The organism is Sulfitobacter sp. HI0040, assembly GCF_001634885.1.
GTDB lineage: Bacteria > Pseudomonadota > Alphaproteobacteria > Rhodobacterales > Rhodobacteraceae > Sulfitobacter.
Window position 1 is genome coordinate 14,976 of sequence record NZ_LWEX01000357.1, and the last position, 21,862, is coordinate 36,837.

A 21,862-nucleotide genomic window follows, 5' to 3' on the forward strand; every position below is an offset into this window, starting at 1 on the left:
GCATCCGGACTGAGAGTATGCTGATTCCTGAGTGTTTTTGTAGGTTAAAGGAGCCACGCAAATGTCGAGTGAGAAAAAACCGCGTACGGTGAGTGTACGGCGCATGCTGTCGCTGACGGCAACCACGGCCGCCGTGGGTCTGACGGCAACCTCTGGTGTCGCAGGGAGCGATCTGTGGCAGCAACAGGCACCGTCCTTTGCCCCCGCGCCCGTGAATGCGGCGGCATCCGTCGAAGGTGAAGGCGAGGGGACTACCGGCCAGATCAAGAAGGAAGGTGAGGGCAGCACCCACGCTGAGGGCGAGGGCGAAGGCAGCGCCGCCGCCGAGGGTGAAGGGAACGCCCACGCTGAGGGCGAAGGTGAAGGCAGCACCCAGGCCGAAGGTGAGGGCGAAGGTGCTGCCAGGGGCGAAGGCGAAGGGGCCGGTTCCGGCGACTCGGATCACGCCCTGCAACGCGACCTGAGCTTCATGGAAGGGCACCTCCACGCCGGAATGACGCTTTATGAGGCGGGCGACCTTGCTGCGGCCAAGACTCACATGGGCCACCCGATCGAGGAAAAATATGGTGCCGTTGCCGAACCGCTCGCCGAACGCGGTTTCGAACGGCTGCGCGACCAGATCAAGGCGGTAGCGTCCGCGACGGAAGCCGAAGCGCCAGTTGCCGAAGTCGCCGAGGCGTTCGAAGTCGTGCGCGCGACGATGGAGGAAGTCCGTGAAGGCATTTCGGTCAAGGATCAGGTGCTGGGTCTTGCCGAGCTGGTGCGCGTTGCCGGTGCCGAATACGCCGTCGCGGTCGAGGGCGGCACGGTCACCAACCTGCATGAGTATCAGGACAGCTGGGGCTTCCTGCGGGTCGTCGAAGCAGAACTTCGCGGCATCGCTGAATCCGGCGACGAGGGTGCGCGGCATGTGGCGGAAGAAGCGCTTGAATATCTCGAACAGACCGATGCGGCCTTCGGCGATATTCAGGGTGAGGGCGAAATGACGCTCGACCCGAGCCTGCTTTACGGAGCCGCCGCACAGATCGAACTCGAAGCGCTGGAGCTCGACTGATCCATGATCATTGTCATAGCCAATGTGCTTGACAGTCAAGAGGTGGCGGCCCTGAGGGCCGCCACCGAGAGGCTGGAATTCGTCGATGGCAAGACGACCGCCGGGCGCTACGCCAAGGACGTCAAACAGAACCTTCAGGCGAAACCTTCGAAGGCGCTCGAAGCCCAGTTCGAAAAGGTCCGCACCGCCCTGCGCGACAATGAGGTCTTTCGCGCCGCCGCCCGGCCCAGCAAGTTCGCGCGCATGCTGCTGTCACGCTATCGGTCGGGCATGGAATACGGGCTGCATGTCGACGATCCCTACATGAACGGCAACCGGACAGACCTGTCCTTCACGCTGCCCCTTTCGGACCCCGAAGACTATGACGGCGGCGGTCTCGTGATCGATGACGGGATAGAGGAGCGTGTGATCCGGCTGGCGGCGGGCGATGCCGTGCTCTACTCCACCAGCGCCCTGCACCGGGTGGAGCCTGTGACCCGGGGCGAGCGCATGGCCTTCGTGGGCTGGGTGACCAGCCGCGTGCGCGATCCCGCGCGGCGCGAAGTGCTCTATGATCTCGATGTCGCGGCGAGCGAGATCTTCGCCACGCAGGGCAAGACGCCCGCCTTCGACCGGCTCTTCAAGGCCAAGAGCAATCTTTATCGGATGTGGGGCGACGATTGAGGGGAGGGGCCGCGCTGGGCCGCGTGTGATGCATTGCGGGGTGGTGCGGTCTTCATAGCGGGCCCGGGCAGGGGTGTCGCCTAACATTCAACAGCGAGGCTATTTGGCCGTGATCTCCCCCGCCATTGGGTCCCTGTGCCCCTCACTGAGAACCTCAAGCAGCGGACAGTCGGGCGTGTCCGACCCGGTGCAGCGTGCGATGGTTCCGGCAAGAACGGTCTCGATCTGTTGGAGATCGCGGATCTTGGCGCGGACTACATCGAGATGATGGCGCCCTCTTCGTTCCACTTCGGCACAGGTGTGGCTGCCGCGGTCGACCATAGATAGCAGCCCGCGGATTTCTTCCATGGTAAAGCCGAGATCGCGGGCGCGCATCACGAAGTTCAACCGCTCCACATGCGCCGGACCGTATCGCCGGTGGCCGGACGCTGTGCGCGGCGGGTCCGGCATCAGGCCGACGCTTTCGTAATAGCGGATGGTTTCAAGATTGCAGCCGGTCAATCGGGCAAGATCGGAGCGTTTGAGCGCAGTCACGGCAGCGTGATCACCGGGCATGAAATTTCTCCTTGATCCTGTAGTTGGTACAGACCCTATCTTGCCTGTCATCGAAGCACAACCGGGGCAAGACGATGACAGCGACAGCAGATACCGAAGAGCGGACAGGGGAAAGACCCGACAAGAGCGGCTGGGCCGCGACGGGGGCCGGGGTGCTTGGCGCGCTGGCGATGACCTCCTGCTGCATCCTGCCGCTGGTGCTGGTGAGCCTTGGCGTCACCGGCGTCTTCATCGGCCAGCTCACCGCGCTCTACGCCTACAAGTGGGTGACATTTTCGCTGGCGGCGGGGGCACTCGGCTATGGCTTCTGGAAGGCCTATCGCCCGGTACCTGCCGAGGACTGCGCCAGCGGCGCCTGTGCGCGCCCCTTGGATCGCGGCGTGATGCGGGCGCTGCTCTGGTCTGCGCTGGCGATGGTCCTGCTGGCGCTGGCCTTTCCCTATGTCGCGCCGCACATCCTGACTTTCTGAAACGGAGATCCTCCATGAAACAGCTTTTCCTTTCCGCAGCACTGCTGCTGCCCCCCGCCACGGCGCTGGCCGCCGAGGCCGAAACAAGCCTGCATGTTACCGGGCTGACCTGTCCGTCATGCAGCTATATCGTCGCCACCGCGCTCAAGACGGTCGAGACGGTGGAAATCACGGAATTCACCGAAGGTGAGGCGGAGGATGGCATCTATGTCCTGCGTTACGATGACGACGTCACCGGACCCGACGCCCTGATCGCCGCCATCACCGGGGTCGGCTACGGCGCGACGCTCGTCTCAGGGAGCGGCTCGTGAGCGAGCCTGAACCAACCCCTGACAAGAACGACCGCCTGCTGAAATACGGGCTGGTGGGCACTGTCATCGTGGCGCTGTGCTGCTTCACCCCCGTGCTGGTGATCCTGTTCGGCGTGGTGGGGCTCTCGGCAGTGCTGGGGTGGATCGACCTTGTCCTGTTTCCGGCATTGGCGGTGTTCATCGGCATCACCCTCTATGCGCTCTGGCGGCGCCAACGTACGACCTGAAGAGAGATTGATATGACTGATTGTTGCATCCCCAAAGGTGCCTACGACCTCGCCGTGATCGGTGCCGGCTCTGCCGGGTTCTCCGCCGCCATCACTGCCGCGGACGCCGGGGCGCGGGTGGCCCTGATCGGCGAGGGCACCATCGGAGGCACCTGTGTCAACGTCGGCTGCGTGCCTTCCAAGGCGTTGATCCGCGCGGTGGAAAGCCTTCATCACGCGCGCGCCGCCGCTCGCTTCGACGGTATCGAGGCGAGCGCCCGGGTCACCGACTGGCCTGCGACCGTGGCGCAGAAACAGGCGTTGGTGGAGGAGCTGCGCGCGGCGAAATACGCCGATGTGCTGCCTCGGCACGAAAACGTCGAGTACATCGAGGGGCGCGCAAGCTTCGACGATGAGGGCCGCCTGACCGTGAATGGCGCGGTCTTTCCGGCGACGAAGATCGTCATCGCCACCGGTTCGCGCCCGCATGTGCCGGCGATCCCCGGTGTCGAAGGGATCGATGCACTCGACAGCACGTCGGCGCTGGAGTTGTCTGAACTGCCCGCCTCCCTGCTGGTTCTGGGCGGGGGCTATATCGGCGTTGAACTGGCGCAGCTTTTCGCCCGGGCCGGTGTTGCGGTGACGCTGGTGAGCCGCCGTGGCGTCTTGCCCGGGGCCGAGCCGGAGATTTCCGAAGCGCTGGAGCGTTACCTCTCCGACGAGGGTATTCAGCTGGCGCGTGTCTCTGGCTATGAGAGCATGGCGAGGGATGGCGATACCGTACGTCTGACGAGCACAGATAACGTAGCCTATGAAGCCGAGCGGATGTTGCTTGCGACCGGGCGGGTGCCGAACAGCGATGGGCTGAACCTCGGCGCCGCCGGGATCGAAACGGATGCCAGAGGCGGTATCATCGTCGACGACCGGATGCGCACCACCAACTCCAACATCTGGGCGGCAGGTGACGTCACCGGGCGCGACCAGTTCGTTTATATGGCCGCCTTCGGCGCCAAGCTCGCCGCCCGGAACGCGGTAGCGGGGGAGCAACGCCGCTACGACAACCGCACAATGCCATGGGTGGTTTTTTCCGATCCGCAGGTGGCGGGCGTGGGGCTGAGCGAGGCACAGGCCCGGGCAGCGGGGCACGAGGTCGTCACCTCGGTCCTGCCGCTTACCGCCGTGCCCCGCGCGCTTGCCGCCCGGGACACGCGAGGGCTGATCAAGCTGGTAGCGGAGGCGGGCAGCAAGCGGCTCTTGGGTGCGCAAATCCTCGCCCCCGAGGGCGCGGACAGCATACAGACGGCGGCGATGGCGTTGACGGCTGGCATGACCTATGAGGATCTGGGCGACACGATCATGCCCTACCTCACCACCGTCGAGGGGTTGAAGCTGGCGGCGCAGACGTTCGAAAAGGACGTGGCCGCGCTCAGCTGCTGTGCCGGGTAGCGGTTCGATCATTCGTCAACACGGAGCGACCCATGCCGACCCTTGCCGCCTATATCGGTGCTGCCCTCGCCGAAATCGCCGGATGCTTCGCCTTCTGGGCGTGGCTCCGGCTCGACAAGACGATCTGGTGGATCGTCCCGGGGATGGCCTCGCTGGCGCTGTTTGCCTACCTGCTCACGCTGGCCGATGTCGCCGCCGCCGGGCGTGCCTACGCAGCCTATGGTGGCATCTATATCTCGGCGTCGTTGGTCTGGCTTTGGGCGGTCGAAGGGATGCGGCCGGATCGGTGGGACATGATCGGCGTGAGCCTTTGTCTGCTGGGCACCGCCGTCATTATCGCAGGCCCGCGTCCCCCGGTCTGAAATCAAAGAGATTGATAGAAAGGAAAGAGGAATCTTCATGACCGATACACTTGACCTGATCGTCATCGGCGCCGGCATGGCCGGCATCAACGCGGCAAAGAAATGCAGCAAGGCCGGCTGGTCCACAGCCATCGTGGACGAGCTGCCCTATGGGGGCACCTGCGCGCTCAGGGGATGCGACCCCAAAAAGATGCTGCGCGCCGGCGCGGAAGCGGTGGAGGCCGCGCGTCGGCTTAATGGCAAGGGCGTCGCGGGGGGGACGCGGATCGACTGGCCAGCGCTGATGAAGCACAAGGAGAGCTTCACCGATCCGGTACCGGAAAATATGGAAACCGGGCTGAAGGAGGCAGGCGTGCAGACCCTTCATGGCCGCGCGCAGTTCATCGCGGAGGACCGGATAGAGGTCGAGGGCCATGGCGAGATTGCCTTTCGTCACGCCCTGATCGCCACGGGTGCCACGCCGCGACCGCTGGACTTTCCCGGTGCCGCAAAGCTGATCGACAGTACTGAGTTCCTGAATCTCCCCGAACTGCCCCGCCGGATCGTCTTCGTCGGGGGCGGCTATGTCTCTTTCGAGTTCGCGCATATCGCGGCGCGGGCGGGGGCAGAGGTCACGATCCTCGATCATGGCGCAAGGCAGTTGAAGAAGTTCGACCCCGATCTCGTCGAGATGGTGATGGACCGCAGCCGTGCGGCAGGGATCGAGATCGTGACCGAGGCAGCGCCCAAGCGTATCGAGGATGCCGATGGCGCGCACCGCGTCGCCTATCGCAAGGCTAGCGAAAGCCATACCATCGAAGCCGACCTCGTCGTCCATGGCGCGGGCCGTGTGCCCGCCACGGACCATCTCGACCTTGCCGTCGCGGGCATCGAGACCGAGAACGGCGGCGTGAAGGTCACCCCTTGGCTGCAATCAACATCGAACCCGCGCATCTACGCCGCTGGCGACGCCGCCGCCTCGCCTGGAAAACCCCTGACCCCGGTCGCCGTCTTCGAAGGCAAGATCGCCGCATCGAACATGCTCAATGACAAGCGGACTGAGCCCGACTATACCGGCGTGCCCAGCGTGGTCTTCACCATTCCCGAACTCGCCCGTGTCGGCCTGCTGGAAGAGGAGGCACGCGAGAGGGGCGAGGTTGATGTGAGCTTCAATGACACCTCCGGCTGGTTTTCGCAGATGCGGCTGGGTGAAAGCCATGCTGGCACGAAGATCATCACCGACAAGCAGGGCAAGATCCTCGGCGCCCATATGTTCGGCCCGGACTACGCCGAGTTGATCAATGTCTTTTCGCTGGCGATCAAGCTGGGGCTAACGGCGTCGCAGGTTAAATCCATGCCTGCCGCCTATCCGACGGGGGCTTCCGACATCGGCTCGATGTTCTGAGCGTCATGAACCAAGGTCGCGCGAAGATGGGTAGTTGGGGCGGTAGGATTCTATGTTAACTAATTGATTAGTATTTATAATATGGTGAATATTGGGATATGGTGTTAAGAGGTTTCATTCGGAAATAGCAATTGTGCCTCACCAAGTGTTGCAGCGCGGCTGGGATGGTGGTCTCGCAACATCCTGCCTCTCATTAAGCAGATGGATCGGCGCCAAGCACCTTGAGCAGCAGGAATGGAGGGGCGTCATAGCCGGTGCGGCGCCAGAGTGTCCGTGAGAATGGCGCATAGAGGCTGCCGAAGCGTCACGGAGCCGCCGCGCGAGTACTCACCGATTCGGCACGGATCACCCGGGGGCAACGGCGCCTCGACCGGGTCAGGCGGGTCGCAGCATCCGCTGGCAGATCACGAAACCACCCAAGATGACTACTTAGAATGGTAGCTCGAAGTTTCTGACAGCCACGCAGGGGTATTGTCAGGAGGCGACCCAGGCGAGCGGCCTTTGCGGCCCAGAGCGGGCTTTCGTCACACCCTGCGCTGCCGCAGTGCGGCGCTTGAGTCTATGAGCTTTTGCTCCCGGTAAGCCCGAACAGCCTATCATTTTCGAGTGACTAAAATCGAGCGCGATCAGGCGCCTCGAAACGGGCCTCCACCAACTCCAAAAAAGAACTGCCCCGCCACGCGCGACGGCTGGCGGGTCGCAGGCAGAAGTAGGTCGTAGCGGAAGGGTTGTTCTGGCGCCTGTTCTCGTCCTCGAGCTGCTTCAGCCGCTTCGTTTCCGTCGGCAATAGGCCCGCCTACTTCTTTTTCCAGTTAAGGTAGGTCGCCTGGCTGATCGCGGCCTTCGGCAGATATCTGCAACCGGCGTGCCTTCTTCGCCCTGCTTGAGAATGAACGCTTTCTGCGCGTCCGAAAACTTCGGTGCCTTCATGTGGTTTCGCTCCTCTCCCACCCGGGAAATCGTAGCGGAAAACTGCAACCTCAAGCGGTCCAGTTTGCGGGGATCAGATCAGTCTGCGGACACCCCCTAAATTTTACCGCTGCGAAGAAGATTTTTCTGTACCTTACCCATCGTATTTCTCGGCAATGCGTCAACGAAGAAAATCTTCCGCGGGAGTTTGAACCGCGCAAGTTCTCCTGATATCTTTGCCATGATGTCATCTGCCGAAATTGTCCCGCCTGCTTCCCGCACGATGGCGACTGCGACGCTTTCGCCGAAATCTGCGTGCGGAACGCCGAAGGCTGCGCTTTCCACAATGCCCTCAATCTGGTCGATAGTTGCCTCGATTTCTTTGGGGTAGATGTTGTACCCACCAGAAATAATCAGATCCTTTGACCTGCCGACGATAGTCACATAGCCATCGTCATCAATGTGGCCGAGATCGCCGGTGATGAACCACCCGTCGGGCCGCATTTCCTCAGCGGTTTTTTTTGGCATGTTCCAATAGCCTTTGAACAGGTTCGGACCCCGCACCTCAATGCCGCCAATTTCGCCCCTTGGCAGTACCTTTCCTTTCGCTGTGGTAATGCGCAATTCAACGCCTTTTAGAGGCAGGCCAACTGTACCTGGCTTCCTGACACCCTCGTATGGGTTGGAGGTATTCATACAGGTTTCTGTCATTCCGTAGCGCTCGAGCACAGTTTGTCCGGTGCGCGCCTGCCACTCGCGGTGTGTGTCCGCAAGCATAGGTGCTGAGCCGGACACGAACAGGCGCATCGATGCTATGGAGTCCTGGGTCAAGTCAGGGTGGGCCAAAAGGCGGGTATAGAATGTCGGGACGCCCATCAAACTGGTTGCGCGATTGAAATCGGCGAGTATCGCATCGGGGTCGAAGGCGCGGTGCAGTAGGATCGCGCCCCCGGCGACAAGCGTGATGTTGATCGCCACGAAGAGCCCGTGCGTGTGAAAGAGCGGTAGGGCGTGGATCAGCACATCCTCTTTGGTAAATTGCCACAGATCCCGCAGGGTCTCCGCATTGGAAGCGAGATTGCCATGTGTGAGCATGGCCCCTTTGGAGCGCCCCGTGGTGCCCGAGGTGTAAAGAATCGCGGCAAGATCATCTGCCCCTCTGGGGGCCGGCTCTTGGAACGGTGCCGCGCTCTCTACTTTCTCGGTCAGAGACCCATTCCCGTCGGCATCGAGGGTTAGTACGGATTTAATTTCGGCGCCGCTGATGACGTCGGCAAACTCATTTTGACGGGACGGGTCGCAGACGAACAGTCTTGGGCTGGCATCGCTCAGAAAGTACCCGATCTCCGCTGCCGTGTAGGCGGTGTTAAGAGGCAGGTGAATAGCGCCCGCCAATATTGTACCGAGGTAGAGTTCCAGGACTCCAAGTGATTTCTCCGCTTGCACCGCAACTCGGTCCCCGGGTTCCACGCCCAAGCTCACGAGGGCCGAGGCAACGCGCTCCGCTCTCTCCCAAAGGGCACCGGAGCTGGTGGTCTGGCCAGTAGCGGGATCAGTCGAGAATGTCGCAGACTCGCGGCCGGAAGAGGCGGCGCGCAGCGTGCGGGCAAGGTGGTTCCCATCGTACATTTTTTGTCCTTTTCAGCGGGTCTTCGCCAGCCGTCGCACAACGGGAGACGCGATAATTTCGTCTGCAGTCGAATAGGCTTCATGGTTGTGTTCGATCGTTGCAAGATCGTAGAGGTAGTTAACCATCACGCCCCATGATGCCTTTTGTCCGCGCTCACTCGTGTCGGCGCTGGGATGAATTTGTTCCAGCCGCGCTCCATTGCCTAAATGGAACCGTGCGACGGGGTCGGTAGCGCCCCCGCGCGGGGATCGTGAGACGAGCATGTAGCGTGCTGTAAGCTCAGACAATTCCGCGGGATTTGCACCGGCTTCAGCTTGCTGCACGACCTTATCGAGCCGCTCGGGCAGGGCCTTCGCTTCCTGCTGTGCCAGCGCCCAGCTGCGCAATCCGGGGACCGGGGACAGGGTCACAAAAGTGGTCAACTTTCCGAAATCTCGCTGCAGTTCCTCGACCACCTGTTTAATCAGGAAATTGCCGAATGATATGCCGCGTAGCCCGTCTTGGCAGTTCGAAATCGAGTAGAATACGGCGGTGGACGCCTGATCCGGTGTCAGCATGTACCGTTCGGAGGCAAGGATGTCATCAATGTTGCCGGGGATGGACGAGGTCAATGCGACCTCGACGAAGATCAATGGATCATCAAGGAGAGCTGGATGGAAAAACGCATATAGTCTTCTGTCCGGGGCAGCCACGCGGCGGCGCAGATCGCTCCAGCCCCTGATCTCATGCACCGCTTCATATCTGATGATCTTTTCGAGGATCGATGCCGGTGTATTCCAGTCAATGCTGCGCAGTTCGAGAAAACCCCGGTTGAACCATGAACTGAACAGATGCCTGAAGTCGTCGTCCAGCGGTTTCAACTCGGGATCCTTCTCCATGCAGGACAAGAGATCTTGCCGCATCGAAACAAGTCTTAATGTCCCTCCCGGGGCCCGGTTGAGGCGCCGTATAAGTTCCTGCGAGAGGGGTTCAGAGGCCGCGTGAAGTTTCCGCAAGGATTTTGCATCGCGCGCATAAGCCGCCTCAAACTTTGCGCGATCAACACCAAATTGGTCGCGCAAAGTGCTGAAGAAGTGGTGCTTTTTCTCAGGAGTAAGCCTGGCATAGCGATCGAAAATAACCCGAGCCTGCGCCAAGCCTGTGGCCTCACCCTTTCCGCTGAGCAGCGCTTCGCAGATGTCAAAGATATCGTCCTGTGCGGCTGACTTCATCAACCCACGTCCTGCGTCCGCGACCCGCCCTATCAAGTCGTTCAGAATATTGCTGGCTCGGTTCATCGCCCTATCCAATCTAAAGCTCCGGGCCCATGACCACGTCGGGCAGCCAAGTAACGATTCCAGGGAAAGCCGACAGAATAACGATGGCCAAAATCATACAGCCAACAAACGGCATGGAGCCCAAAAGGATTTTCCTCAGCGAGATGTCTGGCGCGATGCCATTGATCACATAGAGGTTCAGCCCCACGGGGGGCGTGATCAGCCCGATTTCCATGTTGATCGTGACAATGACCGCAAACCAGTAGGGGTCGAACCCGGCTGTAATGATGATCGGAAGCAAGATCGGGGCCGACATCAAGATCACTGCCACAGGCGGCAGGAAAAAGCCGGCAACCAGAAGGAAGACGTTGATGATCCCCATCAACACCCATCGATTTACATCAAGGTTTGCGATCCACTCCGCTACCGATTGTGTCACGAAGAGCGAGGAGAGCATGAATGAAAACACCCCCGCCGCGCCGATGATGAACAGGATCATTACCGACTCACGTGTTGAATCTCGCAAAACCGCCCAGAGCGCCGTGGGTTGGTACATCCGGTAGACAACGACAGCGACCACGATACAAAGCAGCGCGCCGACGGCAGCGGTTTCCGAGGGTGTAGCAACGCCGCCGTAGAGCGCATAGAGAACGCCGGCGATGATCAGAATGAACGGTATAACGCGGGGCAAGATTTCGAGGCGCTGTGCCCAAGTATAGCTGATGCCCGAGAGAGCAACACCGGCGGCCCCGCGACGCCAAGTGTCATAGATAGCCCATACGATGAAAAGGGCGACCAGCAAGACTCCCGGCATCACGCCTGCGAGGAACAACCGGCCAATACTGGTCTCAGTGGCAATTCCATAAACAATCATCGTGACCGAGGGTGGAATCAGGATGCCCAATGTGCCCCCCGCAGCGATCGATCCCGCCGCGACTTCATCGGGGTAACCGCGTTTGCGCATTTCGGGGATACCCATTTTGCCGATGGCTGCACATGTGGCGGGAGAGGAACCAGACATAGCCGCAAACAAGGCACAAGCTCCGAGGTTAGAGACAACTAAGCCACCAGGTACTTTTGTAAGCCAACGTTCCAGTGCTTCGTAAAGGTCGGGCCCCGCGCGAGTGGATGAAATTGCCGCCCCCATGATGATGAACATAGGGATCGACAACAATGCAAAGGAGTTCAGATCCCCGTAGAACAGCTCAGGCAGCGCTTGCAGACTGCGAGGACCGTCAAAGACGTAGAGAAAAAAGGTGGCGACGATCAACAAGCCTGCGCCGACTGGGACACCCGAAAACAGGACAATGACAGTTGCGATGGCGACAAGGGCGCCAAGTATCAAAGGGTCCATCAGAGATCCTCGAGCGAATTGGTGGATGACGTGGCGGCCATGCCTTTTTCATCAATGGGAGCACCGGACAAAACCATCCAGAGATCGCCAAGCAATTGCAGCAAGAACAGGGCAAAGCCCAACGGGATCGCCAGATAGGGGATCGCAAGTGGGATCGCCATTACAGTTTCGGACTTCCAGTTGCGGGCCCATGCCAGATGCCACATCTCCCAACCATAGAAGAGCATGAGCGCAATCATCGTTCCGGTCACCGCCAGGGTCGCTGCAGAAAGACCACGACGCATCCTGGACGGCAGCATTGTCGGTAAAAGATCCACACCCACGTGGCCGCGGAGTTTTTGCACGTAGGGCAACCCGATCAGCGTGGCGGCAATCATCAGGTAGATGACGACTTCGGTCTGCCAGATCGTCGATTGGTTCAAGACTGTACGGATAAAGATCATCTGACAGGTTATGAGAACTGAGGCGAGGATCATGAACGAAGCGATGATGCCGCAAACAGTCGAGATCCAACCAATCACCTGAACTGCGATTGGTATACGCCCTACGGGACGTGCAAATTGGGTCACCGGGAACCCTCCCTGAATCTATAAGGCAAGTGCAAATGGGGGGCTGGAGAACCTGCGCCCCCATTCTTGTCGTCACTCGACGGCAAGCGCCATATCAAGTAGCTTCTGGCCGTCCGGCAACTCCTCAACAAAGGCCGGATAAGAAGTTGTCTTTGCCAGTTCGCGCCATGCGTTGAAGTCTTCTTCCGACATTTCTGCCAGTTCTACGCCGGCATCTGCGAATGCTTTTGCGGCAGCTTCATCACCTTTTTTTGCCTCCTCCAGATAAAAAGCCTGGGCCTTCTCTCCCGCGGCGCGCAGCGCGGCCTGCTGTTCTTCGGTCAGGCTTTCGAATGTGGTCTTGTTCATCAACATGGGTTGATACATGAACCAGAGGGCGTATTCACCTGCCGGAGTGTAGCATTTGAGCTGCTCATAGAGGCGGTAGCTAACAAAGCTTTCGGAAGATGTATTTGCAGCATCAAGAACACCAGTTTGCAGAGCCGTGTAAATTTCGGATGATGCCATTGATGAAATCGAGGCGCCTGCGCCGGCCAACATCTGCTCAAACGACTTGCCAGCCGCGCGAATGCTGACGCCCTCAACGTCTTCCGGCCCGGTTATACACTCCTTGTTCGAGCCGAACCCGCCAGCAAGATACCCGTGCACCAGGGCGATCACGTCATCTCCGGCCATAACCGACTCAATTTCTTCCATAAAAGGAGAATTTGAAAGGCGTGCGCCGTGTTCATGGTTTTTCACCAGACCTGGCATCAATGTCAGGTTGTAAGCTGGTTGCTGCCCACCCGCGTAACTGAGCGGCAGAACTGTCATGTCAAGTTGACCACGTGAAAGCGGCGTGTATTGCTCGCGCGCTTTGAAGAGTGTTTGGTTCGGGAAGATCTGGATATTCAGATCCACATTTGCGGCAGCCACTTCATCGGCAACCATCTGGGCGACTTGGTGGCGCACGTCGCCTTCGGACCACTGGTGGCTGAGTTTGAGGTTCTCGGCGAGGGTTGGTGATGCAATCGCACTGACCAAGGCAACGGCAGCAACACCGGATTTCAGGAATGTCATGTTTGTTCCTCCACGAACGATATCGCAGCAACCGATTCTCCTCCCGGTTTGCCGCATGGGTATCAATAACAGCAGTGTATTTCACCATAGCACCCTTGTATACAATTCAGTCAATAGGTAATACAATTGCGCTGAAGATTAAGTTAGAGGGCAGGTGGGTCCGTGAAAAAGGTGAAGGTTTCCGTCCGCGATGCGCTTGAGGATCGCATTCTTACTGGCCAGTTATTGCCGGGCACCCGCGTCGATGAGGTCACCCTCGCTGAGGAGTTCGGGGTTTCCAGAACGCCGGTCCGACAGGCCATCTTCCAGCTCGCTGCTACCGGGCTCCTTGAGCAACGCCCTCGAAGGGGGGCATACGTTGCCGAGGTTGGTCCCCAGCTACTGAGCGAGATGTTTCAAGTCATGGCCGAGCTGGAAGCCCTTTGTGCCGCCAACGCGGCCCGACGGGCGACGGAAAGCGACATCGAAATGCTTCTGGCCTGTCACGCAGATTGTACAAAAGCAGCAGAGAGCGGCGATAGCGACCGTTACTACTACGAGAACGAGACTTTTCACGAATTGATCCGCACCATAAGCGGCAACTGCTTCCTCCGAGATGAGATTGATACACTGCAAAAACGTCTGAAGGCATATCGCCGGCTTCAGCTAAGGGCGCGGAACAGGATGGAACGGTCCCTCTCCGAGCATGCGTCGATTGTTGAGGCAATCAGGGGCGGGGATGCGGCGGCGGCCAATGCAGCCATGCGCGACCACATTACGATCCAAGGAGATCGCTTTTCGGACCTTCTTGCGACCTTGTCCCGCAATAGCATAGCTGCAAATGGCTGACCCTTCCGGACCGCGAAAGTTCGGACGTGTGAGCCGATCACTGCGAGATTGCAATGTTAAGCGGGCTGGCCGCGGCGCGTTTTACAGACCGTTATAAAAGTTGTCTGTAGCGCGGATCGTCGCGGGCAAGGTTACTCCAATCGCCTCGGCCGCGCCGCGCAGCGGCACCACCACGCCCGTGAAGTCCCCCGCGGCGCGCGCGGCGCTTAAGCGTGAGTTTCTCCTGCTCGAGGAGTTCGATGAGGGCGTCGATCTCGCCGTCACTCCGGGCGGGGCCGCGATCCTGCTCGAAAAGGATACAGGCGAGTTCGCGCCGCAGGGCTTCGGTGAGAAGGGCGGTGGCTTCTTCGGGGGACATGGTCTGGAAAATAGGGTCGGTCATTATTCTGGTCTCTCTTCGCGTTTCAATGTTGCGAGGAGACGAGCCGCGCGGCTCATCGCCTTGGCCAGAAAAGGGGTTCGAAGGGAAATACAAAAAAAATCGCGGGAGACATTTTTCGAGATGACGTTGGGTAAGCATTTCCGAAAGTAGAAGATACGGCCCCGGCGCTGGAGGTAGGGCCCCGCGGGCCGATGGGCAGAAGGCCTGCGTCCGATGGTGCCTGTCTCGCGATGCCGGGGCGATGGGGGCCGTGAGACGTCCTGCGTCACGGATTGTGTTACAGTTTGTGTCACACCCTCAGCGGAGTGTGACACAGCATTTTGCGACAGGGAACTGTCGACCCTATTTCCTTGGGCTTTTCGATCTGAATGGGAAAACATGGCTGGGGTGGTAGGATTCGAACCTACGATACACGGTACCAAAAACCGATGCCTTACCGCTTGGCTACACCCCAACGTGAGCCGGTAATTAGAGTTTGAAACGGCGGGGTGCAAGACCCGTTTTGGCAAATTCCGTCATTCCTCGCGCGCCGCACGGCTCAGAAGGTCGGACTGGGGCAGTTCCGCGCGTTCCTGTTCGACGATCCGGGCCAGCTCCTTCTCCGCTGTCGCGGTGACATCCTGAACCTCGCCCGGCGGCTCTGTGACCTTTGTTGCCCTCGCACCGGCTTCCGCCTTCGAATCTGTCTGCGCGCCCTTGCGTTCGATCACCACCCGCCGGGTGGGAAAGGGGGCCGCGATATCGGCCGCATCGAGTGCGGCTTGGCACAGGCGGATCGCCTCGCTGCGTGCCAGAACGAAGGAGGTCTCGTTCTGGTCGATCCAGGCGGCGTAATTCAGGGTGACCCAGCAGTCGTCCACCGATTCCACCCAGACGGAGGCTTCCGGCGTTTTTAGGACGAACCGCAACCCTTGCAACGTGCGCAGGGACAGGTCTTGCGCCGCGGCCAGATCAGCATCGGGCGCGACCGTCAGCGCGAAGGTGAAGCGCCGTTCGGCGTTCCGCGTGTAGTTCACGATGCGGCTTTTGAAGACCGTGGCGTTGGGGATGCGGATATGGTTCCCGTCAAAGCTGAGCAGAATGGTCGCGCGGCTCGTCAGCCGGATCACCTTGCCGGTATCGCCCTCGATCTCCACCGTGTCGTTGGGCCGGAAGGGCTGGCGTATCGACAGCATGACCGAGGCGATGAAGTTTTCCACCGTGTCCCGCACGGCGAAACCGATGGCCAGCCCGACGATCCCGGCCGCCCCGAGGATGCCTGACAGCAGTGCCGTTGCACCAAGAATGTCGAGCGCCACCACAAGGCCGCCGATCACGAAAAGAAGCCGCAGGATCTGGCGGTAGATATCCGCGATGAAAGCATTGGGTGCGATCCTGTCCCACGGCTTGCGCATCCGCGCCAAGGCGAGCCCGGCCAGAACGATGATGGCGAAGGCCGCAAGCGCGATGAGTGCCAGCGGCAGAAAGGCCAGCACCTGACCACCCCGCGCGCGGAAGCGGTCCACCGCCGGGTTCAGGCGTTCGACGACATCGGTGGTCTCCGACACTTCGTTCTCGATCGCGACGGTCCCTTCCACACGCCCGACGAGTTCGGTCAGCCGGGCGGCCGCCGCGCTGTCGAGTGTGGTACCGGTCAGGGTCACGATGCCGGAGGATACGGCGACCTCGATATTCTCGTAGCCCTCCAGTTCCGACAGGATGTTGCGGATGCGCCGGGCAATGGCCGCATCCGTTGCGCCGTCGTCAGTGACGGCAATGGTGCCGCCCGGCTGCTCGTCGTTCGCCGGTGCCGTCTGGGCGGATACCGCAGACGGCAGAAGCATCAGGAAGCAGAGCAGGACAGCGGGCAGGCGCATGGATCGGACCCTTCGGCGGTGAAAACCTCAGATAGCGGCGTGGCGCGCGCCGGCAATCCCGCCGGTCCCGCTCAGCTTTCGCAGTCGATGAGTATGCCGCCGTCGCGTGCGCCCGCTTCGACCGCGCGATGCGCCTCGGCAGTTTGGCGGAGCGGAAAGACCTTTTCCACTGGGCAGGATAGCGCGCCTTCCTCCAACGCGTCGTGCAGCCGGGAAATTGCAAGATCGCGCGGGCCGGATTGCAAAAGGTAGATCAGGACGACGTCGATGGTGACGGCTTTGAACAGCAGGGGGCCGAAGGGCAGCACCGGGGACATCTGCCGCGCCGACCCATAGGCGGCGATACGTCCGTTCGGGGCGATGATCTGGGCGTCGGCCTCGATATTCTCTCCGAACTCGACCTCCACGATCGTCTCGACCGGGGCGTCGCCATTGGCGGCCATCACCTCCTCGGCGAGATGCGCGCTGCGGTAGTCGATGACGTGGTGCGCGCCTGCCGCCTCGACCCGGTCACGATCCTTGGCGCTGCAGGTCGCGATGACCTTTGCACCGCCCCAGCGCGCCAGTTGCACCGCCAGCAGGCCGACGGTTCCGGCGCCCCCCTGTATCAGAACCGTTTCACCGGCCACGGCACCCCCGCCGAAGACGGTGTGGCAGGCCGTCAACCCGGGGATGCCCAGCTGCGCCCCGGTGTCGAAATCGACCCCATCGGGAAGCGGCACCGCTTGGTGGGAGGGCAGGGTGATACAGTCCGCGGCCGTGCCGAAGGCGCGCTGCCATTGGGCGTTCCAGAGCCAGACCCGCTGGCCCTTCCGGCCCGGATCGACGCCCGCGCCAACCGCTTCGATGATGCCTGCGCCGTCGCTGTGCGGCACGATCTTGGGAAAGGCGGGCTTCACCACTCCGGGGCGTGTCCCCGCCCTTGCTTTCACGTCCGAAGGGTTCACGCCGGAACGCATCAGCCGAACGCGAACCTCGCCCGCCCTAGGGTCGGGATTTTCGATATCGTCCATGTGCAGAACGTCCTCCGCGGGGCCGAAGGCGGAATAGGTGATGGCGCGCATGGGGTTGCTCCTTGTGATCTCCGTTCCGCTCAGCCTAGTCTCCGGCAAAGGAGATTCCCATGCACTATCTGCGCACCCCCGATGACCGTTTCGAAGGTCTGAAAGATTACGATTTCGCCCCCCGCTACCTGGAGGTCGACGATACCGAAGGCGGCAGCCTTCGAATGCACTACCTGGACGAAGGCCCGGCGGACGCCGCACCGGTACTGCTGCTGCACGGCGAGCCGACCTGGAGCTATCTGTATCGCCACATGATACCGCCTCTCGTACAGGCAGGGCACCGGGTGGTGGCCCCGGATCTCATCGGGTTCGGCAGGTCGGACAAACCGGCGGAACGCGCGGATTACACCTATGCCCGCCATGTCGGATGGATGCGGGCAGCGGTCGAGCAACTGGACCTCAAGGACATCACGCTCTTCTGTCAGGACTGGGGCGGGCTGATCGGTCTGCGGCTCTTGGCGGCCATGCCCGAAAGGTTCGCCCGGGTCGTGATCGCCAATACCGCCCTGCCCACGGGCGACCAGCCCATGGGCGAAGCCTTCATGGGCTGGCGGGACTATTCGCAGAACGTCGAACATTTCGACGCAGGCCGCATCGTCTTCGGAGGCACCACCGGCAAGATCTCCGATGCGGAGGTGGCGGCGTATAACGCGCCCTATCCGGATCCCTCTTATCAGGCCGGCGCGCGCGCATTTCCGATGCTGGTCCCGGTCGACCCGGACGATCCAGAAGCCGCCGCCAATCGCGCTGCCTGGCAGGAGTTGCGCAAGCTGGAGATCCCGGTCGTGACCGCCTTCGGCGCGGATGACAGGATCATGGCCGGTGTCGACGGGGTGTTCCAGAAGCTGATCCCCGGGGCGGCGGGACAGCCGCACCGCCTGATCCCCGATGCGGGCCATTTCCTGCAGGAAGACGCAGGACCGGAACTCGCCCGGATAATCGACGCATTCGCGAAGGGCGAACTTTCCTGATCCGGCTCAGTTGACCTTTTCACACTTTGACAAATGCTCCGGGGGTCCGGGGGCTGGCCCCCGGCCCTGAACCTCGCCCAATGGCGGGGCGACCGCTGGTCAGTCCCGCAGTTCCTGCGGCCCCACACCCCAGAGCCGTGCCTTGGGCGCCCATCCCTTGAAGCCCCCCGAGCGCAGTTCGCACCATTCCAGCGTGCAGCTTCCCAACTTGGCGACCACGCCTGATTCCAGTGCGGCGGCCACCTGCGCGCGCGGATCGGGGCGAACGAGAAGCTCCAGCATGTCCTGTTCCACCAGCACCGTCCGGTTGCCTGACAGCAGCGAATAATGCACCCAGCCCCCCATGCCGTCGCGGTCCTCGACCCGGCGCCAGTGGCCGTGTTCGGCGGTGATGCGCAGGGGCATGTCGCGCCGTTTGAACACCCAGTCGATCCGGTGCGACAGCGAGGGCCCACGCCTCACGTTACCTTCCGCCGCCTTCATCGAAACGAACCGGGGTAGTGGCAGGCTGGTCACCGATCCGACCTGTTGCGCAAAGGTGGGCAGGGCGGGGGACAGCATCAGGGTCAGCGCGAGAAACACGCCGTGAAATCGGAAAGGGAACATGGGATGCCTGCGGGATCGGGTCAAATTGCTCATTTTGCCGCGCGGGGTTCTTGTGCCTCGTCGCTGCTTGCCCCACCATGCACCGCAACAGGCTGAACGCCAAGCAGGGGGAGAGCGGTGATGGGCAAGAAGCGGCTGAGTGTTGTAGTCACGCGACGGTTGCCGGATGCGGTTGAAACACGGCTGTCGGAGCTTTTCGACGTGACCCTGCGGGAGGATGATACACCCATGTCCCGCAGTGAACTGGCCGAGGCCATTCAGGGCGCGGACGTCCTCGTTCCGACGGTGACGGATGAGATCGACGGCGCATTGATCGGGCAGGCGGGCGACCGGCTGAAGCTCATCGCGAATTACGGCGCGGGCGTGGACCACATCGATGTAGCGACCGCGCGGCAGCGGGGGGTGCTGGTCTCCAACACGCCCGGCGTGCTGACCGAAGACACCGCCGACATGACAATGGCGCTGATCCTCGCTGTCACAAGGCGCATGTCGGAGGGCATGGCCGTCATGCAATCGGGCGAATGGCAGGGCTGGGCCCCCACGGCGCTTCTGGGCGGACGGGTCGGCGGGCGCCGTCTGGGCATTCTCGGCATGGGGCGGATCGGGCAGGCGGTGGCGCGGCGTGCCCGGGCCTTCGGGATGCAGATCCATTACCACAACCGCCGCCGCCTTCATCCGGAGATCGAATCGGGCCTCGATGCGACCTATTGGGAAAGCCTCGACCAGATGGTCGCGCGGATGGATGTCATCAGTATCAACTGTCCGCACACGCCATCCACTTTTCACCTGATGAACGCGCGGCGGCTCAAGCTGATGAAGCCCGACGGCGTGATCGTGAACACTTCGCGCGGCGAGGTCATTGACGAAAACGCGCTGACCCGGATGCTCCGGGCAAAGGAAATCGCGGGCGCCGGTCTCGATGTCTATGAACACGGGACGGACATCAATCCGCGCCTGCGCAAACTGGAAAACGTGGTGTTGCTGCCGCATATGGGGTCCGCCACGCTGGAAGGGCGGATCGAGATGGGCGAAAAGGTCATCATTAACATCAAAACCTTCGACGATGGCCATCGCCCGCCGGATCAGGTGGTGCCCGCGATGCTCTGATCGCGAACGCCCGCTTCCACGCGACGGAGGAGCGAGGGGCCAGCCCCTCGCGCTCCTCGAAGTATTTGGGATCATGAGAAGGATCCCCTGCAAGAGGAAGGGATGACGTAATGATCGGATTCAAGACAACGATGGCCCTGGTGCTGACGCTCACGGCCGGCGGCGCCGCTGTGGCCCAGCAGGCCAGCGATGCGGTTGCGCCGGAAGCCGCGGGCGCGGGTGCCTTTGCGGGGTTGAACGCAGCTGCGAGTGCCGCCCTGGCCGCGAAGGCGGCGGGGGAGCCGGTGGTGGCCGGTAACTGGATGGTGGCGGCGGCCAACCCCCATGCCGTAGAGGTGGGTGCGGATGTCCTGGCCCGTGGGGCCAGCGCGGCCGACGCGCTGGTCGCCGTTCAGGCAATGTTGGGGCTGGTCGAGCCGCAGTCTTCGGGTCTGGGCGGCGGGGCCTTTCTGGTATGGTATGATGCGGCCAGTGGCGAACTCACGACGCTGGACGGGCGGGAGACTGCTCCGCTCGAAGCGACTCCGCGGCTGTTTCAGGACGATGCGGGTGAGCCGTTGAAATTCTTCGATGCGGTTGTCGGGGGCCTGTCGGTCGGCACGCCCGGCACACCCGCGCTGATGGAGGAAGCGCACCGGCGTTGGGGCACGCTCGACTGGGCGTCTTTGCTGGCACCAGCGGCCCGCATGGCACGGAGCGGTTTCGCCGTATCGCCGCGCCTTGCCGGGCTGGTCGCCGACGATGCCGAACGTCTGGCTTCCGCGCCCGCTACGGCGGCATATTTCCTGCCGGGCGGCCTGCCGATCGAGGCGGGGGCGACCTTGCTGAACCCGGCTTATGCCGAAACTCTCGACGCGCTTGCGGAAGGCGGTTCGGCGGCCTTCTACACCGGCCCCATCGCCGAGGATATCGTGGCGACAGTGCGCGGTGCGGCCAACCCCGGCGTGCTTTCGGGGGTGGATCTTTCGATTTACGCGGTGAAGGAGCGGGCCGCCGTATGCGGACCCTATCGGGGCCATGAGGTCTGCGGCATGGGCCCGCCGTCTTCGGGGGCCGTGGCGGTTGGGCAGATACTGGGCCTTCTCGAACCCTATGACCTGAGCGCCGGACCCGGGGATCCGCAGGTACGGCGGCTCATCGGGGATGCCTCCCGGCTCGCCTTCGCGGACCGGGGCCGCTATCTGGCCGACAGCGATTTCGTTCCGGTTCCCGTCTCCGGGCTGTTGGACGCCGAATACCTCGCCTCGCGTACGAAACTGCTGGAAGGATCGGGCAGCCTTGCCGAGGTTGAGGCGGGGGAGCCGGCCTTTGACCATGCCCTGCTCTGGGCCGATGATGCCTCTATCGAACTGCCGTCGACCTCCCATATCTCCATCGTCGATGCGGCGGGCAACGTGGCCAGCATGACGACCACGATCGAGAACGGCTTTGGCTCGCGTCTCATGGTGCGGGGGTTCCTGCTGAATAACGAGCTTACAGATTTCTCATTCCGCAGCCATGAGGATGGCCGCCCCATCGCCAACCGGGTGGAGCCGGGCAAACGCCCGCGTTCCAGCATGGCGCCGACCATCGTGATGAAAGACGGCGCGCCCGTTCTGGCGCTGGGCAGCCCCGGCGGGAGCCGCATCATCGGCTACGTGGCCGAGGCGATCATGGGAGTAGTCGACTGGGGCTACGACGTGCAAGAGGCCTCCGCCCAGCCCCATGCGGTCAACCGCTTCGGCGCCTATGATCTGGAGGAGGGCACAGCCGCGGCAGAGCTTGCCGAACCGCTGGCCGCCATGGGGTTCGAGACGAACCTGAGGGCGCTGACGTCGGGG

At 61.8% G+C, this 21,862-nt stretch carries 23 protein-coding genes, 1 tRNA gene and 1 pseudogene; 12 read left to right on the plus strand and 13 right to left on the minus strand.

Translation table 11 applies throughout. The features are described from left to right. The first annotated feature begins 61 nt into the window (after positions 1-61). Complete coding sequence (locus tag A3728_RS15415; protein WP_067925525.1) at positions 62-1,054, plus strand: hypothetical protein; 993 nt, start codon at positions 62-64, stop codon at positions 1,052-1,054. 3 nt (positions 1,055-1,057) lie between these two features. Next, complete coding sequence (locus A3728_RS15420) at positions 1,058-1,717, plus strand: Fe2+-dependent dioxygenase (RefSeq protein WP_067925528.1); 660 nt, start codon at positions 1,058-1,060, stop codon at positions 1,715-1,717. A gap of 99 nt (positions 1,718-1,816) precedes the next feature. Here the strand turns inward: A3728_RS15420 and A3728_RS15425 are convergent, their stop codons facing one another. After that, positions 1,817-2,272 carry a MerR family transcriptional regulator gene (locus A3728_RS15425; RefSeq protein WP_067925531.1) on the minus strand — a complete coding sequence of 152 codons (456 nt, stop codon included), beginning with the start codon at positions 2,270-2,272 and terminating at the stop codon, positions 1,817-1,819. 74 nt (positions 2,273-2,346) lie between these two features. Between A3728_RS15425 and A3728_RS15430 the strand changes: the two genes are divergently transcribed. Genes A3728_RS15430 through A3728_RS15455 form a run of 6 tightly spaced genes read left to right on the plus strand, consistent with a single transcriptional unit; the run spans position 2,347 to position 6,451 of the window. After that, positions 2,347-2,742 (plus strand): mercuric transporter MerT family protein, encoded by a 396-nt coding sequence (locus A3728_RS15430; protein WP_067925534.1) that lies wholly within the window; start codon positions 2,347-2,349, stop codon positions 2,740-2,742. Between the two features lie 14 nt (positions 2,743-2,756). Next, on the plus strand, positions 2,757-3,053 hold the full coding sequence (locus A3728_RS15435; RefSeq protein ID WP_067925537.1) for a heavy-metal-associated domain-containing protein: 297 nt from the start codon (positions 2,757-2,759) through the stop codon (positions 3,051-3,053). Next, on the plus strand, positions 3,050-3,280 hold the full coding sequence (gene merF / locus A3728_RS15440; protein ID WP_067925540.1) for a mercury resistance system transport protein MerF: 231 nt from the start codon (positions 3,050-3,052) through the stop codon (positions 3,278-3,280). The genes A3728_RS15435 and merF overlap by 4 nt, the downstream gene beginning before the upstream one ends. Before the next feature lie 12 nt (positions 3,281-3,292). Then, on the plus strand, positions 3,293-4,705 hold the full coding sequence (gene merA, locus A3728_RS15445) for a mercury(II) reductase (RefSeq protein ID WP_067925543.1): 1,413 nt from the start codon (positions 3,293-3,295) through the stop codon (positions 4,703-4,705). A 32-nt stretch (positions 4,706-4,737) separates the two neighbouring features. Continuing rightward, a complete protein-coding gene (locus tag A3728_RS15450) occupies positions 4,738-5,067 on the plus strand; it encodes a YnfA family protein (protein ID WP_067925546.1) in 330 nt (109 codons plus the stop codon). Between the two features lie 37 nt (positions 5,068-5,104). After that, on the plus strand, positions 5,105-6,451 hold the full coding sequence (locus tag A3728_RS15455; protein ID WP_067925549.1) for a dihydrolipoyl dehydrogenase family protein: 1,347 nt from the start codon (positions 5,105-5,107) through the stop codon (positions 6,449-6,451). Between the two features lie 736 nt (positions 6,452-7,187). Here A3728_RS15455 and A3728_RS22430 read toward each other — a convergent pair. The 6 genes and pseudogenes from A3728_RS22430 to dctP all read right to left on the minus strand — a co-directional run. After that, positions 7,188-7,381: pseudogene (locus tag A3728_RS22430) on the minus strand (transposase); the annotation flags it as partial. A gap of 96 nt (positions 7,382-7,477) precedes the next feature. Beyond that, positions 7,478-8,989 carry a malonate--CoA ligase gene (locus A3728_RS15460; RefSeq protein ID WP_067925552.1) on the minus strand — a complete coding sequence of 504 codons (1,512 nt, stop codon included), beginning with the start codon at positions 8,987-8,989 and terminating at the stop codon, positions 7,478-7,480. 12 nt (positions 8,990-9,001) lie between these two features. Next, the gene (locus A3728_RS15465) at positions 9,002-10,267 is read right to left on the minus strand and encodes a malonyl-CoA decarboxylase (RefSeq protein WP_067925593.1); all 1,266 of its coding nucleotides are present in this window, start codon (positions 10,265-10,267) and stop codon (positions 9,002-9,004) included. Positions 10,268-10,280: 13 nt separating this feature from the next. Further along, the gene (locus tag A3728_RS15470; RefSeq protein WP_067925555.1) at positions 10,281-11,600 is read right to left on the minus strand and encodes a TRAP transporter large permease; all 1,320 of its coding nucleotides are present in this window, start codon (positions 11,598-11,600) and stop codon (positions 10,281-10,283) included. Next, positions 11,600-12,169, minus strand: coding sequence for a TRAP transporter small permease (locus tag A3728_RS15475; RefSeq protein ID WP_067925558.1), 570 nt, complete (start codon positions 12,167-12,169; stop codon positions 11,600-11,602). Before A3728_RS15475 ends, A3728_RS15470 begins: the two co-directional genes overlap by 1 nt. A 72-nt stretch (positions 12,170-12,241) precedes the next feature. Beyond that, positions 12,242-13,228 carry a TRAP transporter substrate-binding protein DctP gene (gene dctP / locus A3728_RS15480; protein WP_067925561.1) on the minus strand — a complete coding sequence of 329 codons (987 nt, stop codon included), beginning with the start codon at positions 13,226-13,228 and terminating at the stop codon, positions 12,242-12,244. A gap of 162 nt (positions 13,229-13,390) precedes the next feature. Between dctP and A3728_RS15485 the strand changes: the two genes are divergently transcribed. Further along, on the plus strand, positions 13,391-14,056 hold the full coding sequence (locus tag A3728_RS15485; RefSeq protein ID WP_067925564.1) for a GntR family transcriptional regulator: 666 nt from the start codon (positions 13,391-13,393) through the stop codon (positions 14,054-14,056). 91 nt (positions 14,057-14,147) lie between these two features. On the opposite strand, the gene A3728_RS23990 is transcribed toward A3728_RS15485, so the two are convergent. The 5 genes from A3728_RS23990 to A3728_RS15505 all read right to left on the minus strand — a co-directional run bounded on the left by A3728_RS23990 (position 14,148) and on the right by A3728_RS15505 (position 17,358). Continuing rightward, positions 14,148-14,438: a hypothetical protein gene (locus tag A3728_RS23990; protein WP_067925568.1), complete on the minus strand. Its 291-nt coding sequence runs from the start codon at positions 14,436-14,438 to the stop codon at positions 14,148-14,150. Next, positions 14,438-14,818, minus strand: a complete 381-nt coding sequence (locus A3728_RS23995; protein WP_443069050.1) for a DUF6538 domain-containing protein — start codon at positions 14,816-14,818, stop codon at positions 14,438-14,440. The genes A3728_RS23990 and A3728_RS23995 overlap by 1 nt, the downstream gene beginning before the upstream one ends. Continuing rightward, a tRNA-Gln gene (locus A3728_RS15495) sits at positions 14,818-14,892 on the minus strand. The genes A3728_RS23995 and A3728_RS15495 overlap by 1 nt, the downstream gene beginning before the upstream one ends. 61 nt (positions 14,893-14,953) lie before the next feature. Continuing rightward, positions 14,954-16,294, minus strand: a complete 1,341-nt coding sequence (locus tag A3728_RS15500; protein WP_067925571.1) for a mechanosensitive ion channel domain-containing protein — start codon at positions 16,292-16,294, stop codon at positions 14,954-14,956. Positions 16,295-16,365: 71 nt separating this feature from the next. Then, on the minus strand, positions 16,366-17,358 hold the full coding sequence (locus tag A3728_RS15505; protein ID WP_067925574.1) for an NADPH:quinone reductase: 993 nt from the start codon (positions 17,356-17,358) through the stop codon (positions 16,366-16,368). Between the two features lie 59 nt (positions 17,359-17,417). Here A3728_RS15505 and A3728_RS15510 point away from each other — a divergent pair, with 59 nt between their 5' ends. Then, complete coding sequence (locus tag A3728_RS15510) at positions 17,418-18,329, plus strand: haloalkane dehalogenase (protein WP_067925577.1); 912 nt, start codon at positions 17,418-17,420, stop codon at positions 18,327-18,329. Positions 18,330-18,428: 99 nt separating this feature from the next. On the opposite strand, the gene A3728_RS15515 is transcribed toward A3728_RS15510, so the two are convergent. After that, complete coding sequence (locus A3728_RS15515) at positions 18,429-18,890, minus strand: SH3 domain-containing protein (protein WP_236627964.1); 462 nt, start codon at positions 18,888-18,890, stop codon at positions 18,429-18,431. A 165-nt stretch (positions 18,891-19,055) separates the two neighbouring features. Here A3728_RS15515 and A3728_RS15520 point away from each other — a divergent pair, with 165 nt between their 5' ends. After that, complete coding sequence (locus A3728_RS15520; RefSeq protein WP_067925582.1) at positions 19,056-20,042, plus strand: 2-hydroxyacid dehydrogenase; 987 nt, start codon at positions 19,056-19,058, stop codon at positions 20,040-20,042. Positions 20,043-20,152: 110 nt separating this feature from the next. Then, positions 20,153-21,862: gamma-glutamyltransferase (ggt, locus tag A3728_RS15525; RefSeq protein WP_443069436.1), on the plus strand; the 1,710-nt coding region annotated here is incomplete at its 3' end.

Coding starts and splice junctions, on each gene's coding strand:
- A3728_RS15415 (WP_067925525.1), top strand. CDS start 62: ATGTCGAGTGAGAAAAAACCGCGTACGGTGAGTGTACGGCGCATGCTG.
- A3728_RS15420 (WP_067925528.1), top strand. CDS start 1,058: ATGATCATTGTCATAGCCAATGTGCTTGACAGTCAAGAGGTGGCGGCC.
- A3728_RS15425 (WP_067925531.1), bottom strand. CDS start 2,272: ATGCCCGGTGATCACGCTGCCGTGACTGCGCTCAAACGCTCCGATCTT.
- A3728_RS15430 (WP_067925534.1), top strand. CDS start 2,347: ATGACAGCGACAGCAGATACCGAAGAGCGGACAGGGGAAAGACCCGAC.
- A3728_RS15435 (WP_067925537.1), top strand. CDS start 2,757: ATGAAACAGCTTTTCCTTTCCGCAGCACTGCTGCTGCCCCCCGCCACG.
- merA (WP_067925543.1), top strand. CDS start 3,293: ATGACTGATTGTTGCATCCCCAAAGGTGCCTACGACCTCGCCGTGATC.
- A3728_RS15450 (WP_067925546.1), top strand. CDS start 4,738: ATGCCGACCCTTGCCGCCTATATCGGTGCTGCCCTCGCCGAAATCGCC.
- A3728_RS15455 (WP_067925549.1), top strand. CDS start 5,105: ATGACCGATACACTTGACCTGATCGTCATCGGCGCCGGCATGGCCGGC.
- A3728_RS15460 (WP_067925552.1), bottom strand. CDS start 8,989: ATGTACGATGGGAACCACCTTGCCCGCACGCTGCGCGCCGCCTCTTCC.
- A3728_RS15465 (WP_067925593.1), bottom strand. CDS start 10,267: ATGAACCGAGCCAGCAATATTCTGAACGACTTGATAGGGCGGGTCGCG.
- A3728_RS15470 (WP_067925555.1), bottom strand. CDS start 11,600: ATGGACCCTTTGATACTTGGCGCCCTTGTCGCCATCGCAACTGTCATT.
- dctP (WP_067925561.1), bottom strand. CDS start 13,228: ATGACATTCCTGAAATCCGGTGTTGCTGCCGTTGCCTTGGTCAGTGCG.
- A3728_RS23990 (WP_067925568.1), bottom strand. CDS start 14,438: ATGACCGACCCTATTTTCCAGACCATGTCCCCCGAAGAAGCCACCGCC.
- A3728_RS23995 (WP_443069050.1), bottom strand. CDS start 14,818: ATGTTTTCCCATTCAGATCGAAAAGCCCAAGGAAATAGGGTCGACAGT.
- A3728_RS15500 (WP_067925571.1), bottom strand. CDS start 16,294: ATGCGCCTGCCCGCTGTCCTGCTCTGCTTCCTGATGCTTCTGCCGTCT.
- A3728_RS15505 (WP_067925574.1), bottom strand. CDS start 17,358: ATGCGCGCCATCACCTATTCCGCCTTCGGCCCCGCGGAGGACGTTCTG.
- A3728_RS15510 (WP_067925577.1), top strand. CDS start 17,418: ATGCACTATCTGCGCACCCCCGATGACCGTTTCGAAGGTCTGAAAGAT.
- A3728_RS15515 (WP_236627964.1), bottom strand. CDS start 18,890: ATGCTGTCCCCCGCCCTGCCCACCTTTGCGCAACAGGTCGGATCGGTG.
- A3728_RS15520 (WP_067925582.1), top strand. CDS start 19,056: ATGGGCAAGAAGCGGCTGAGTGTTGTAGTCACGCGACGGTTGCCGGAT.